We start from the raw sequence: 14,203 nt of genomic DNA on the forward strand, positions 1-14,203 counted from the left end.
CTCAGCCTGCTGCAAAATTAAACAAAATAAAATAATGAAAAGAAAGGAGAATATGAAAAAATGACTGGAAAAGAACTAGTTAAAATGATCATTGCCACAGACACATTCGGGCGATTCGTGATACTTCAGGCTCCAGAATATGTAAAATACTTTCTGGACGGGGAGGCTTATTGCGAAAACAACTACTTCGATAGGTCAACTCTGCCAACGGAAAGTGGTGTCTACGAGGCGGAGTGTGAGATTTACTGGGACGATGGAACGAGTTATTATGGCGAACCCAATGATCCTGATTGGCAGATCTCAGTCGTTAGCTACAGGCTGTTGCCCCTGGAAACGGTTAATGGGAAGGAAAGCCCCATCTGCCCGCAGTGCGGAATCACGAACCTGCCGCAAATCACCGGGCTTCAGCCCGAGTGAAAGCGACTACGCACGTGTGTCCGAAGAAGCTGTTGGGCTTAAGCCCACGGCGGAGCGTCACTTTTGGAAGTAGTCAACCTTATAGAACTGTGTGCCAGCACAGTTCTAATTTTTTTGATAATGTAATTGATTGATTTGCACAGAATTATTACATAGAATTACAATTCTATGTTATAATTATTGCTAAAAGGACCAAAAATTACCCTTAAACCACCCCATTATCCGATGAAATTTATTGCACAGAATTATTTTTGCTGAAATTTCTCCTGCTCCTATACCCATATACCAAAGAAAAGGAAGGATAGCTTTGGGCAAAAACATTGACAATTTCGTGCAGGAACACCTTTTCAACAAAGCTGAGACAACAAAAGAAACCTACCGGCAAGCCCTTGTTCAATTTGAAAAGTGGCTTATTGACACAGGCACAGACTTGTCGGACTTCGTTAGAACGGACGTTCAAATGTATATAGACTATCTTGCCGCCAGGAAAAAATCTGCGGCAACAATCAACAAGGTATTTAACGCCATTAAATCATACTGCCGTTATGTCGGTAAAATGAAGGCCGTGGAAAACATAAGAGTAGTAAAGCAGCCCGATATTCTAAACCAGGCTCCCAAGGCCCTGGATAAAAAAGAAATGCACCGGGTTTTGCGTGAAGCGGAGAAAAAAGAAAACCCCCGGGATTTTTGTATTGTTACTCTCCTTTTAAATACCGGACTGCGGGTAGGCGAACTGGTAAAACTGGATCGCAGTGACGTAGAATTGTCGGAAAGGAAAGGGGAAATAACGGTAAGGTGGGGCAAGGGCGGAAAAGCAGCGAAACTTCCGTTGAATAACGAAGCACGGAGGGCCTTGAAAGAGTATCTGGATACAAGGAAAGACAACCATCCAGCCCTATTTCTTTCAAATAGAAGCGAAAGAATAAGTAAAAGGACCGTTCAGTATATCATGGAGCAGTTGGGGATTAATGCTCATGCCTTGCGTCATACCTTTATAACCAGGCTCGTCCGTAATAATGTCGATTTTTCTGTTATCCAATCCCTCAGTCGGCACGCTTCGGCAAAAATGATTATAAGGTACAGTAAACCATCTCTGGATGAAATAGAGGAAGCAATTAACAAAATCAGTTTATCTTAGCAAAAGGAGGTTTGAAACAGCTCATATGACACAAATAGACATAAAATTTCTTATTTCCCGAAGGGTAATTTAAAAATGTAGTAGAATAACAAGTTAAATAATTAAGCCAGGAGGAGAGCCCTATTATGCTTTGGATAATGGTAATAATTATTATTGTCGGTTATCTAATTTGGATGCTAGTACTAAATAATAAAGCCGATAAAAAAGAAGAGGAAAGAATAAAATCACTCGTTTCTGAGTTTGAGAATTTAATAATGACATTTATTAAAAAACTACATATTGTAGGAGAAATATATCCTATAACATATATATCTGGCAATCCGCTTATGGAAGGTTATAAGTATTCCAAAATGTACCTTGGAAAAACAGATAATAATGAATTGGTATTTTCAAAGGAATTATATGAAATAAATGAATACTTAAATGAATTAAAAAAGTATAGTAAAGAAGGACCCAACAAGTATCAACTAGAACAATATAGAGAATATATTAATCAATTTACTCACCCAAATTATAAAATTGATCTTCATACGTTACCTATTAAGGATATTAACACTTTTACTATCAAAGGAGACTTATTGCAAGAAACTATTATATCAGGTGGTGGTGGAGGGGGATCTTCATTAGGAGGGGCAGTTGTAGGAGCATTAATTGCTGGACCAACCGGAGCAATTATAGGCAGTAGAAAGTCAATAAACCCCATTCATAGTAAAACAGTTACACATGATGAAAGAGAAACATTAATTGAATTCTTTTACGAAGGGAAAAAGCAATATATGTTTCTAGATTCCCAAAGTTATGCAGCATTAATTAAACTCATACCAGAGAAAGAGTACAGTATCGTTTTGAAAAATAGCTTACTCAAATCACTATAAAACTAACTAAATGAGGAGAGACATATCATACCCACCAGAACTTCAAGAAAAAGGTGAAATATGGTGGCTAAAGATGTCAAGGCATTTTTTTGACCTTGTTTAAGGTGGTTTTTCTACCTCCTTAGTGTATTTTGTAAGTAAAATATTGTTAATAATAACATTTGTTAACTGGTAATTATGTCACGTTTTACCAGACAAAATACTACCTGACTCCTGTTCGTCAAGTTCGTAATCGACGTACTGACTCTTAGCGACCACCAGGGAGCTTAGAGTCAGTAGGAGGCTTCGAACTTGACGGAGTAGCCAGGATTATACTGGTCAGAGGGGGTTTGGACACCAGAGTGGCCAATACCCCCTAAATGCTCTATAATCCTCGGCTTAATAGACTCGAAATGTTATTGGAAGTGTTCCAAGGTATAATTGCCGAAGTAGACTTCGGCCGGAGTCAAATTTTTCAGTGCCTGATGCGGCCTGTAGTTGTTGTATTTTTCAAAGAACCTGGCAAGACCGAGACGGGCTTCACGGGGGCTTGTATAGTCGTTTATGTAGACCTCCTGGTACTTAACTGTACGCCAGAGTCTCTCGGTAAAAATGTTGTCCATAGCACGACCTCGCCCGTCCATGCTGATTTTGATCCCTTTACTCAGTAATGCTGTGGTATACCGCTCGCTAGTAAACTGGCTTCCCTGGTCACTGTTGGCAATCTCAGGCTTGCCAGTCCGCAATGCCCTATGGAGAGCTTCCAGCACAAAATCGACTTCAAGAGTACAGTCCAGTTCCCAGGCTACTACGAACCTCGAGAACCAGTCTAGAAAAGCCACCAGGTACAACCAGCCCTTTCTGAGGCGGATAAAGGTGATATCAGTACCCCAAATGTGGTTGGGGAAGGATGCCTTAACGCCGCGAAGCAAATAGGGATAGACTTTATGCTCGTGGTTCCGGCGGCTGAGGTTCGGCCCTGGCCTGATTGCAGATATCCCCATTTCCCGCATATACTTCTGTACCGTGGGTCGACTGATGCAAAAGCCTTCCCGGTTCAGAATCGCGGTAATCGGGCGAGAACCCAAGTAGGGGTCCTCCGTATAAATGCGGTCGATTCTATGCTTGATAGCAATTTCCAAAGGCGATGGTGGTACTGGCCGGTAATAAAGACTCGAACGGTTGAGCGAAAGTAGTTCTGCCTGAGCTGTTAATGGTAGCTCGGGTTCTCAAAATCCACCAGTTCAATTCTTTCAGCTCTAGTCCAATTTGAGGCCAGATTTTTTTTTAAGCCAGTTGAGCTTAGTTGTCAACTCGCCAATCTCTGCATAAAGTTCTTGAATCTTGTTCTTTAAGGTCTCTTTCTCCTTGTCACCCTTTCTGCGACCATCTTCAAGAACTTCCACCAGAGCACCTATTGCCTCTTTCTTCCATTTAAGCAATTGATTTGGATGTATCTCATACTCCGAAGCAATCTGGGATATGGTTTTTTCTTCCTTGAGAATTTCCAGTACAACCTTGGCTTTAAACTCCCCAGAATATGATTTTCTCATGGTCACAATCCACCTTAAAGAAAGCTGTTTTTTTGTCTAGTTTTCTTTATTGTAAACGTCAATATCAAATGTACCAAAAACGCTAATATTTTTTGTACCACTTTGAGCCAATTTCTACCAATAAAATTCCCAGTAATTAATTTCCAAAAATGGTTCTTCGATTTTCTAGTCTGTAGCTTGGGCCATCCAGGGTAAATATCTCACACTGGTGGGCCAGACGGTCGAGGATTGCGGCGGTTATCATACTGTCACCTATGAACTCACTCCATTCCTCGAAGCTTTTGTTACTGGTCAAGATGATAGATGTTTTTAGATACAGTAAATTCACTAATTCATATAGCTTGTTCGCGTCCTGTTTAGAGATGGGCAAGAAGCCCACCTCGTCCAGGATGACCAGATCACTGTTCTTTATGGCCTTGACCCTTCTTGCGGCCCTAGGGCTGATTTCCGAAGTCTTTAGAATCCGCATCAACTCGTCAAGACTGATGAATGATACGTGATATCCGGCCTCTACCGCCTTCAACCCGAGTCCGATTGAAAGCCTCGTTTTGCCGAGCCCGGTAGGACCCAGGAACATGATGTTATAAGCCTTCTCCAGCCAGGCCAATTCAGCCAGTTGTTTGATGTGAGCTTTGCTTATCCCTGTAAAACCCTTACGGTTAAAATCAAAGCTGTCTAATCCTTCTACATAGGGGAAACAAGCAGCTTTCAGCCTTTTTGCTTTTCCTTTGGCGTTTCTGCCGTCAATTTCAAGGTTTAATAACTTATCCAATACATCAAGCGGTGTCTTGTTGGCCAAGGCCGCCTCCGCAACAACCGTCTCGAGACTGTGGGAAGCTTCGATAAGGTTCAGTTGTTTCAGCTTGGACGCCACAACAGTTAATTCAGCCATGTTCCGGCGCCCCCTTTCAGGCAGTTGATCATATCCTGCAGATTTCTTTTGGCCACTTTAAGGCTGGGCAAGCTTGAATTGTTTGTGGTATGAATATCCGAGGGGACCGGCTTGTTCTCTGTTTCCTTTATGCCCTGGCTAAAATGGATGACCGCATCCCGAAAATCAACCGCACTGTTAAGTTCATTTGTCAGGCAATACTGCAGGGCCGCGTCCACAGCCTCGCTGCTGTATTGACTGATGGTCTTTTCGATTAACTGGAACTGATCCCTGACATATCTTTTCTTCCCTGCATGTATCCGATCAAGATACTTTTCAGCTGTAGCAGGGTTTAAAAATCTGGCTTTTAAAGCCTCTTTCATGCCGGCAATCTTAATGTTCTTGTTTCTGAGATGATTGTTGTTTTGAATTAATTTACCCTTTTCCAAGCATATCTTGTGCCTGGCCAGCAGTATATCGCAAAAACCAGCATATATAAGCAGTTCATCTGCCTGAATCTGCAATTGGACATCTTCATAAACTCCAAAACTTCCGGTGGGTACGGTATATCTGTTGCCCTCATACATGACGGTGTTGTCTTTTCTGATTTTTCGCAGTAATATATTACTATCAGGATTTTCTATTTTGTATGATACCGGAGTGAGGTAGCCACGTTCTATTTCGAACACCTCAGCCGGTATTTTCTTTGTAATTGAGTGTTTTTTGGCGTTACCGGTTCTGTGAAGCCATTTTTCAAATTCCTCGTCCCATATCCATTGTTCGGAATATTGCCGGTATCTTGCGAAATTGTACTTAAAGAATTTTACCACAGCTTCAATCCGGCCCTTACTTGGCGGATCGCCTTTCCGGCAGAGGTAGATATTCAGTTTCTCGTTTTGTCTGAACGATTCAAACTCTTTTGTATAAATTATATCGCCATAGTTTTCATCCACTGCAATCAGCCTGTCCTGGTCAAATACCAATTCTTTAGGCTTGCCGCCCATCCATTCAAAACAGCTTCTGATAGCATTTACCATATCCTGTGCCTCGGGTGGCTTCGGGAACCATACCCCGTACTTATATCTTGAATTTGAAAGCACAAACCCAATACAGTAAAGTTTCTGATATCGCCTTGTCCGAACATTTTCGACTGATATGGTCCCAATATCAACCTGCATCTGCAATCCCATGGGAGGATCCAGGACTGCTTCATAGTTACGGTCATCACCTTCCGGCTTGATATTGTAATCTATCCGCAACATTCGGACATATCTTCTGACACTGTTTTCTGCCAGAGTCAGGTTGTACTTTTCTTTTAACCAATCATGAATTTGGGCAGAGGTTATTTCACGATAAGTCCGCAACCATGAGATAATCAACTCTTTATGTTGCTCAAGACTGGATTTCTTAGCCGGTTCGAGGATTGTCTCCTGAAACTCATCAGGTGTCATATCCCAGTATTTCTTAACAGTATTACGATGAATCTGTAGCATTTTTGCCACCTTACGTTGTTTAAAACCTTCACTTTTCATTACCTGAATTTTACTGTACATGTGCCACCTCTTAATCATTTTTCGCCTCCCATAATATTACTTTTTTGGTTCCGCACCAATTAAGATAATACCATGAAAAGCCATAATATTTGCCATTACTGGCTTATTTTAGTGGCACACTTTTCATTAGCGTTTTTGGTACACTTTATTTTAGCATTTACACTTTATCCATTATAAAACTCTAATCGCCTAAAATCAGCCAGTGGCTCAATATTAAAATAATGGTAAATTCCGTTAAAAAATATTTCCACTTATATTATAAAAAGTCAATTGGTAATGAAAAAAATCTCTGTCATCATAGTTGGCATGGTATTATTAAAATTATAAACTACATTATCGTTTAGAAGGAGAACCGCTTTATGAATTTTTCGGAGGCTAAAATCAAATTTGATACGGAATATAAAAACAAAAATGTATTATCGAGGTCTCTTGTAACGGTTGATGGAAAATATCTTGATAACATCAAGATTAAAGATATTAATGGTAATCCGAACGAAGAGTATTATAAATGGCAGTTTATTTTTTCATTGATTGCCTCAGGTTTGTATTCACGTGATTATATTGGAACAGAAATTTATTTCCCTAAAGGAAATATTAAATCAAGTCCAATAAAGATAGATGCTGTCATCTTTAGTTCATTAGAATGGATAGATTTTTATAAAAAATATCGGGAAGATAATGACCAGGATGCACTTAATCGTCTTAGAGAGTTAGCCATTTGCGTTATAGAGTTTAAAAGAAATGACAAAAAAATTGAACAAGTTTTTAATTCTCAGATTAAAGCTTCCATAAAAGAACCTGATGCTAATTTTGTACTAGGTATTTACTACGATACAGGAAGACTTTATTTATTTAAGAAAGTAAATAATGAAATAACTCGTTATGATAACTCTAAAAATTTTCTTTCAAGTCAACGCATCTTAGAAAAGTATCAACTTGAAATTACCGACCCTTATTATCTAATTCCAAGCTTTAAAAACTTAATTAAACGGAATAGTACCACTATTATTAATAAAAGAGAATTAAAGGTTGAAGACCTCGACATTGTTCATACTATTACTGATGAAAATATCAAACTGGCGTTAAGTCATATTCTGAGAACATTGGAATCAGTTAGTTTATTTAACGAAGAAGGCTATCAGATTCTTATTCAGATGATTGCAATAAAAATATTTGATGAGAAACAATCAGATTTACATGGGAGTTATATAAGATTCTTCGTGGATGATAGCGAAATATTACGTGATACCTTGTCAAATAAAGATGTTCAATCTTTCATTACAAGAATGCAAGATTTATATTCTGAAGCTAAAAGATATTATAAGAATATTTTATCAACAAGCCGAATTGATTGGAAAAACATAAGACATGTTAGAGTTGTAACCGAGATTGTTAGACAATTTGAGAAGTATTCATTTGTTCGTTCTCGAAGAGGTGACTTGTATCAACTTGTATTCTATAACTTCGCAACTAAGTTCAAAAAAGATGAAAATGCCCAGTTCCTTACTCCGTTACCCATCATCGAGTTCATGGTTAATATAGTAAATCCTCGAAGAACAGAAACGGTATGTGACCCTTGTTGCGGAATTGGTGATTTTTTATCAATGAGTTATGTAAACGCTAATGCAAAACTTGATGATAGGAATTTATATGGTTTCGATAAAGACTATGATATGACTGTTTTAGCACAATTAAATATGCTATTAAATGGAGATGGAAATGCGGTTATCAAATACGTGCCCGACTCAGGTTCTATTAATCAAAAATTATCGACTGAAGGGGAAATTGTTACCTTAAATAATGATGAGCATCGGTTTGGGAATTGGGATAATTGGTTTGATACAACTGAGTTAATGAAATATGATGTAATTTTAACCAATCCTCCCTTTGGAAAAGGAAGAAGTCTTGATTTAAGCAATCCAGCACACCGAAATCTAGCGGAACTTTATGAATTATATCAACTGTATGTTGAGGAAAACCCTAAATCAGGTCTTGATTTAGGAGTCGTTTTTCTTGAGAATGCAGTCAGAACTATTAAAGAAGGCGGCAGATTTGGAATCGTGTTAAGTAATAGTATTGCTTCCAATAATACATGGACTTTCGTGAGAGAATGGCTCATGAAAAATGTAAGACTTGTTGCCTTATTTGATTTGCCCCCCAATGTATTTGCGGAGACAGGGGTTAATACCACAATAATAGTTGCGTATAAACCATCTAAGAATCGATTGAATGAGCTAATTGAAAATAATTATTCTGTTTTTGTTAGAGAAATACACAATGTAGGTTATATTAAGAAAACCTCAAATCGTAATGTTATTTTTGAAAAAGACTACTTACTTACAGTAGTTATGCAGTTTCAGGATAATTTTTCCAATTCCATAACCTAAGTTCCAAAGAATGTGGCCAGAATTTATCAATAAGCCTTGAAAAACGCTGGGTTGCCGTGTCAAAATAGACTTGGATCAACTGCTCGCAACAGCGGATCCGACAACCGGCGTTGAAGAAGTACCTTATCACTTCGCAGAGGGAGGGGGCTTGTTCGGCGCCTTCTTTATTGCACTCCCAAGAGGCATAACAAAGAAGGGTCTTCGCTGTAAACAAGAGCTCCACATGTGCGAAATGAGCTGTTTCAGACTGAGCATAGCAAGATGTTAAACCAAGATTCTGTTTAGCGGTGCGGTAAAAAACTTCTATTCTCCATCGTTTAGCATAGGCAGTTGCAGCTTCTTCCGGCGTATCTACGCGATTGCTTATCAGGAGATACGCATCCTTGAAGGTTGCCGGGCATTCTTCCTCCGGAAGAACTATGCTGCCCTCGACAGCCTGCTTCTCATAAGTGGCTGCAATGGCAGCTATGGGTAAAAAACGTTGTCTAGTAATGGGTTTTCCCTTGCGTGTTAAGGTCTCATAGGGCATTTTGATGTAAATGTCCGGAATACTGAGAACCGATTCTTTGCCAAGGACCCGAAGCTGGGAATAAACTTCTCGCAGCAGTTGCTTCGGATTAAGTTTAATGTAGCGTTCCTTTCCTAGTACCGGGTCGTAGATTTTCCTGAATAGCGCCGTGTTACGTTTGGCTTTGGTAACCCAGTCAAAATTTTGACCCATCAGCCAGTTCAGGAACTTTTTACACAAAAACCAGCGATCCATGGCTACCCAGAGTCTGGCCTTGTTCAACTGACGCACCTCTGCGAGCATCTGTTTAGCAAGATCAAGCTTGGTTTGTTTTTCATTCTCCTGGCCATTTTTAACCCAGAAGCGCCACAGCATAGGATATTCGAGCCCATTCTTTAAGACAGCCAGGGTCGACACAAGATTAATGCACCATACATGGCACTTATCCGAACTGTCAAAGAGCCAACAGAGAAAGGGGATTTTTTTACCGTGAGGATGCTCAATTTTAGTATCGTCTAAGGCAATGATATCGCCGTCGGTCAGCCTGCTATCCGTGTTTTCTTGTAACCTGGCAAATCTGCCCAAAGAGAACCGGAGCCACTGAAAGGGCTTGGAGAGAAACCGGCTGAAGGCACTTTGAGAGATGATTTGCCCGGAAAGCAGTTGTTGTAAAAATGGAGCTTCCGTTGAAAACTTAGCATTTTGATTTGCAGAACTTGAATGATTAGCAAGGCCGCAGATGTAGGCAAAAGCCAGGAGCCACGCTGGAATTCCGGAGTGTTTGCGTATTCCGGACTGGGAAAACAGCAGAGACAGGTCAAACAAATCCCAAATTGTCTTGAGTACCGGGATTCCGGCACCTTGACCGTGATCCTTTTTTTCGAAAGTTGGTTTACACAGTTTCTTCATCAACATCACCCATATCGCTAGAGTGATGGTAAAAAATACCATCCAAAGCGATTATGGGGGCTTTTCGAAAAAGTCAAGACCTTTTTTGTCGAAAATTAGGATCTTTTTTAAAATATTTTTTGAGTTATTATTTTCTATTTATTTCCACCAACTGCATAACTCCTGTTACTTAATGAAGAAACTTTCGAGACCATTATTAATGAGCATGGTGAATCAGTTCTTAATGAAGATTTCAGTATAATTGTCCGTGAATTTAAGGAATGGTGCTTGTTCCAAGAAGCCGAGTTAAAAAAATTATTTTTGGAGTAGAAATATGCATAATATACTAATACCTGATGAAATTCTATTTGAAAATATTATTAAGAAAAAGTCTCTTTCACCAAACAACTATAAACAAATATCCATTAAAAGAAAGTTGAAAACTAAGATTTCAACATTTTTATCGGAGAATGTACCATATGTTAAGGGTGAAGAACCGGGAAGTATAACGTATGTTAAGAAATCAGCAATACGATTTTTAAGAAACAGTTGCATTAATAAACTCAACGTAACTTTCGAACAAGATAAGTTGATTTATCTTAATCCGCATTATGGTTTCAAGAATATGGTTAATAATTTCGATATTTTAATGTGTAAAGATGCTAATATCGGTGATGCTTGTTTATATATTGATGACTCGAATGAGGAAACAATCATCTCATCGGGGGTTTTAAAATTAAACTTTAGGGAAGAGAAATTTAAATATTATTGCTTAGCTTTCATGAAAGATGACTACTTTTTAGAGCAATTGGATTCAAAAACACCAAAAGGTTCTACAATTAGGCATTCCGGCGATTTATTTATGGAATGCTTTATACCTCAGATTAGACCAGAAGAAGAATGGGTATATGATATTTTTGAAGCTTTAATCAAAAACTTGGCGTTTTCCGAGAAATGCTCATATCAAAAGCTTAGGGCTTCTGAAAATATGATTGAAACTGAATTAATGCAACATAAAGTGAATTATGAGAACCCTACAATTCTCAAACTTTTAAAAGAAAAAAGGGTTGATGCGGGTATATATTCAAAAGAAGTATTTGAATTAAATGAGAATGTAAGAAAGTACAAAAATGGTTATTTTAGTATCGAAGAGTTTGGTTTCAAATTAAAGAGGGGACCAAATTTAGCAAAAAGAGATTTAGGACGTTCGATACAAACCAAAGAATATAGACCCAATTATCACATCCTTGTTTACCCAAGTGATATTTCAGAAGGTGGATACATTTTAGAGAATAGTTATATTGGAGCTAGAAACCCTGTTTGGTATTTAGAACATGGCAATATTTTGTTTTCCGCAGAGGGGACAGTTGGAAAGATATTTATTATTTGTGATGATGAACTCAAGTTCACAACAAATTTTCATGGCATGATAATTTGTCCAAGTAATAAGAATTCACCAATAGAAAAATCAATTTTCTTAGGATTGTATTTAAATTATTTACGAGCTAAAGGTATTTTTAAAAAATTGTCTGTAGGCGGACAGGGAGGAAGTTTTGCGGTTGGTTATTGGAATACGATTAACATACCTAATTTCACAAACGATTTAATCATGAAATTAGCAAAACTTTATCATAATATTGTTGAAATCCAACCATTCAAACACGAACCTGAAAAGCTTAAAGAAGCAGGTATATTTGAGCTAAATAATTTTAGAATATTATGCTTCGCCGCTCTTAAGAAAATAGTGGCTGATATTAAAAACGATAATTTAAAGGATAAGGATTTTTATTTAAACAAAATATGGACCCCAAGCCATCACACGGGCCGTATTTGCCCACTCTAGGATTCCGGCTCTTAGCGGTGGAGTAGGAGAAGAAGAATATCCGATGATGTCCAGTTTCCTATAAAAATATTTCCTGGTAAATAATGTATATATATTTTTCCAGACTTCAGTCTGGGAAGTCGTCACTGGGCAAAATAGGAATCGGGGATATTAAACAAAACAGATAAACTATTGATGTAAACGAAATCACCCTCATCGATGTCCTGGGCACAGATCCTGACATTGTTCCAGAAATGGTCCAGAATAATGTGGAATTTGAACAAATGCTTGCACAGATTAAAAATTTAGGAAAAAGAGAAAGAAAAGTTTTAGAATTGCGCTTTGGCTTGCTAAATGGCATTCGTAAAACACAACGTGAAATTGCTAAAATGTTAGGTATCTCCCGTTCTTATGTTTCTCGAATAGAAAAGAGAGCATTAGAAAAATTAATAAAGGGATTATCATAGAGCCGTTTAAAAAACTACACGAAATGACTCAATTGCATCATTTGTGGCTTAGTTCTGGCTGTAATACAAAGATGTAATAAGCAGAATAGAAGAATAGTTTGGGGAACTCTTTGCCCCTCTGGTCAGCGGGGAACAGGAGCAGGTCTTATTTAACACAGTACACCGCCGGAAGGACGGTTCCCTGTATCCTGTGGAAATAAATTTACAGCTTTTCGATTACGGGGGAGAAAAATTATGTCTGGCGTTGGTTGTTGACCTGACCGAAAGAAAACAATTGGAAGAGGAAAAAAGGCGCAAAGAGGAGCAGAGTCGCCTGATGCTGAAGGGCATTCCCAGTCCGGCCTGGCTGGTATCAAGGGAGCGCCGTATTTTGGCGCAGAATAAAGCGGCGGCGTCATTATTTGGGACAAAAGTCGGTGATTATTGCTGGGAAAGAGTCCTTGGCGGGGGAAACCTGCCGGATGAATACCGGGAGGCATTAAAAAAAAAAAAAACGGCTCGCCGCTGCCGGGAACCAAATGCTACTTCTGCCGAGGAGACGAAGCTTTGGTCAGAAATGAGCCGATAAACAGCGAAGTGGAGTTTGCAGGGGGCATCTGGGATACCTGGTGGATTCCGTTGGGAGAGGAGGTCTATCTTCATTATGCTACTGATGTTACCAGGTACAAAAAAATGGAAGAGGAACTCCGCCATTTATCTGTAACAGATGTTTTGACAAACACCTATAACCGACGCTATTTTACGCATAAACTGGAAGAAGAAATAGAGCGCGCCAAGCGAAGCGGTAATAAGTTTTCCCTGATCATGCTGGATATAGACTGCTTTAAGAGCATCAATGACTGCTTCGGTCACAACGCCGGTGATTTAGTCCTTAAAAGCATGGCTGAATTGATTAAGAACAGGATCCGCAAAATAGATACCCTGGCCCGCTGGGGCGGGGAGGAATTTATTATACTTCTGCCGGATACAACGGTAAAAAACGCGGTCCATCTAGCGGAAGAACTGCGGGAAAGTTTAAGCCGCATGGATATACCGGGCGTGGGTAGTGTGACTGCCAGTTTCGGGGTTGCCGGCTGCTGCCCCGAAGATACGATCGATACATTGGTGAATAGGGCAGACAATATGATGTATGAGGCAAAGGCTGCCGGCAGGAATTGTGTGCGGTATATGAATGAATGTGAATAGCTACTAAGATTAGCGACCCTGTGTAAACCGGGGTTTCTTTTTACAATGCTTAAAGGAAACATATCAGAGAGTTTTCTTTTGACCGCTTTTCGCCGCTCGAAGCATGTAGAAAGCGTTGCAAGGATTGAGAGGGTGAAAGGATGATGGGTGAAGGGTTTCAGGCGCTTTGCTATATTGAGGGTAAGGATAATGAGTGTTCAAAAAAGATATTTTGATAAGACATGTTTGATGTAAAATATCACGTTGTCTATGTTCTTTTGGATATGCAAGAATACGAAAAACAGTTGGCGGTGATCAAGCTTTTGTCAAAGTTCTCCGAGGCAGAGGATGCAATCAAAACAGGAGAGGAATGGAAATCCCTTGATGACCTCAAGAAAGCATTGGAGATCTTAGCGTGAAATTCAAAGTAAGAATCAACCCTGTGGCGATTGCCGATGTGCAGGAAATAAAAGCCTACATCTGAACTATTAATATACCCTTGACAACATGGTTTTTCTGCGGGTTTGCATTGGAAGGCTCATATGTAATAATATAGGTGAAATGCCATACGGGACAGAATC

General features: G+C 39.2%; 12 protein-coding genes and 1 pseudogene. 9 read left to right on the forward strand and 4 right to left on the reverse strand.

The genetic code is table 11. The annotated features are described in order from the left end of the window. Positions 1–60 precede the first annotated feature (60 nt). The 3 genes from BR63_RS03500 (at position 61) to BR63_RS03510 (ending at position 2,430) form a co-directional block, all read left to right on the forward strand. A complete protein-coding gene (locus tag BR63_RS03500) occupies positions 61–417 on the forward strand; it encodes a hypothetical protein (RefSeq protein ID WP_034423115.1) in 357 nt (118 codons plus the stop codon). Positions 418–724: 307 nt separating this feature from the next. Next, positions 725–1,555, forward strand: coding sequence for a tyrosine-type recombinase/integrase (locus tag BR63_RS03505; RefSeq protein ID WP_034423116.1), 831 nt, complete (start codon positions 725–727; stop codon positions 1,553–1,555). A gap of 125 nt (positions 1,556–1,680) precedes the next feature. Next, positions 1,681–2,430, forward strand: a complete 750-nt coding sequence (locus BR63_RS03510) for a hypothetical protein (protein WP_051965865.1) — start codon at positions 1,681–1,683, stop codon at positions 2,428–2,430. A gap of 395 nt (positions 2,431–2,825) precedes the next feature. On the opposite strand, the pseudogene BR63_RS03515 reads toward BR63_RS03510, so the two are convergent. From BR63_RS03515 to BR63_RS03525, 3 genes and pseudogenes are all read right to left on the reverse strand, one after another. Beyond that, a pseudogene (locus BR63_RS03515) lies at positions 2,826–3,968 on the reverse strand (IS3 family transposase). A gap of 130 nt (positions 3,969–4,098) precedes the next feature. Continuing rightward, entirely contained in the window at positions 4,099–4,854 is a 756-nt protein-coding gene (istB, locus tag BR63_RS03520) for an IS21-like element helper ATPase IstB (protein WP_187142695.1), read from the reverse strand. After that, positions 4,842–6,404: a DDE-type integrase/transposase/recombinase gene (locus BR63_RS03525; RefSeq protein WP_187142831.1), complete on the reverse strand. Its 1,563-nt coding sequence runs from the start codon at positions 6,402–6,404 to the stop codon at positions 4,842–4,844. Before BR63_RS03525 ends, istB begins: the two co-directional genes overlap by 13 nt. A 341-nt stretch (positions 6,405–6,745) precedes the next feature. Between BR63_RS03525 and BR63_RS03530 the strand changes: the two genes are divergently transcribed. Then, positions 6,746–8,773, forward strand: a complete 2,028-nt coding sequence (locus tag BR63_RS03530) for an HsdM family class I SAM-dependent methyltransferase (RefSeq protein WP_051966320.1) — start codon at positions 6,746–6,748, stop codon at positions 8,771–8,773. Here BR63_RS03530 and BR63_RS03535 read toward each other — a convergent pair. Then, on the reverse strand, positions 8,733–10,190 hold the full coding sequence (locus tag BR63_RS03535) for a transposase (protein WP_243269998.1): 1,458 nt from the start codon (positions 10,188–10,190) through the stop codon (positions 8,733–8,735). The two genes, BR63_RS03530 and BR63_RS03535, sit on opposite strands and share 41 nt — an antisense overlap. Before the next feature lie 313 nt (positions 10,191–10,503). Here BR63_RS03535 and BR63_RS03540 point away from each other — a divergent pair, with 313 nt between their 5' ends. The 5 genes from BR63_RS03540 (at position 10,504) to BR63_RS03555 (ending at position 14,041) form a co-directional block, all read left to right on the forward strand. Further along, the gene (locus BR63_RS03540; RefSeq protein WP_051966292.1) at positions 10,504–12,012 is read left to right on the forward strand and encodes a restriction endonuclease subunit S domain-containing protein; all 1,509 of its coding nucleotides are present in this window, start codon (positions 10,504–10,506) and stop codon (positions 12,010–12,012) included. A gap of 233 nt (positions 12,013–12,245) precedes the next feature. Then, positions 12,246–12,458, forward strand: a complete 213-nt coding sequence (locus BR63_RS03545; RefSeq protein WP_081908343.1) for a sigma-70 family RNA polymerase sigma factor — start codon at positions 12,246–12,248, stop codon at positions 12,456–12,458. A 181-nt stretch (positions 12,459–12,639) separates the two neighbouring features. Then, positions 12,640–13,026 (forward strand): PAS domain-containing protein, encoded by a 387-nt coding sequence (locus BR63_RS19435; RefSeq protein WP_243270103.1) that lies wholly within the window; start codon positions 12,640–12,642, stop codon positions 13,024–13,026. Continuing rightward, positions 13,005–13,643 carry a GGDEF domain-containing protein gene (locus BR63_RS03550; RefSeq protein WP_243270058.1) on the forward strand — a complete coding sequence of 213 codons (639 nt, stop codon included), beginning with the start codon at positions 13,005–13,007 and terminating at the stop codon, positions 13,641–13,643. Before BR63_RS19435 ends, BR63_RS03550 begins: the two co-directional genes overlap by 22 nt. 221 nt (positions 13,644–13,864) lie before the next feature. Beyond that, complete coding sequence (locus BR63_RS03555) at positions 13,865–14,041, forward strand: hypothetical protein (RefSeq protein WP_187142832.1); 177 nt, start codon at positions 13,865–13,867, stop codon at positions 14,039–14,041. Positions 14,042–14,203 lie beyond the last annotated feature (162 nt).

The sequence above is a fragment of the Thermanaerosceptrum fracticalcis genome, from assembly GCF_000746025.2.
Lineage (GTDB): Bacteria > Bacillota > Peptococcia > DRI-13 > DRI-13 > Thermanaerosceptrum > Thermanaerosceptrum fracticalcis.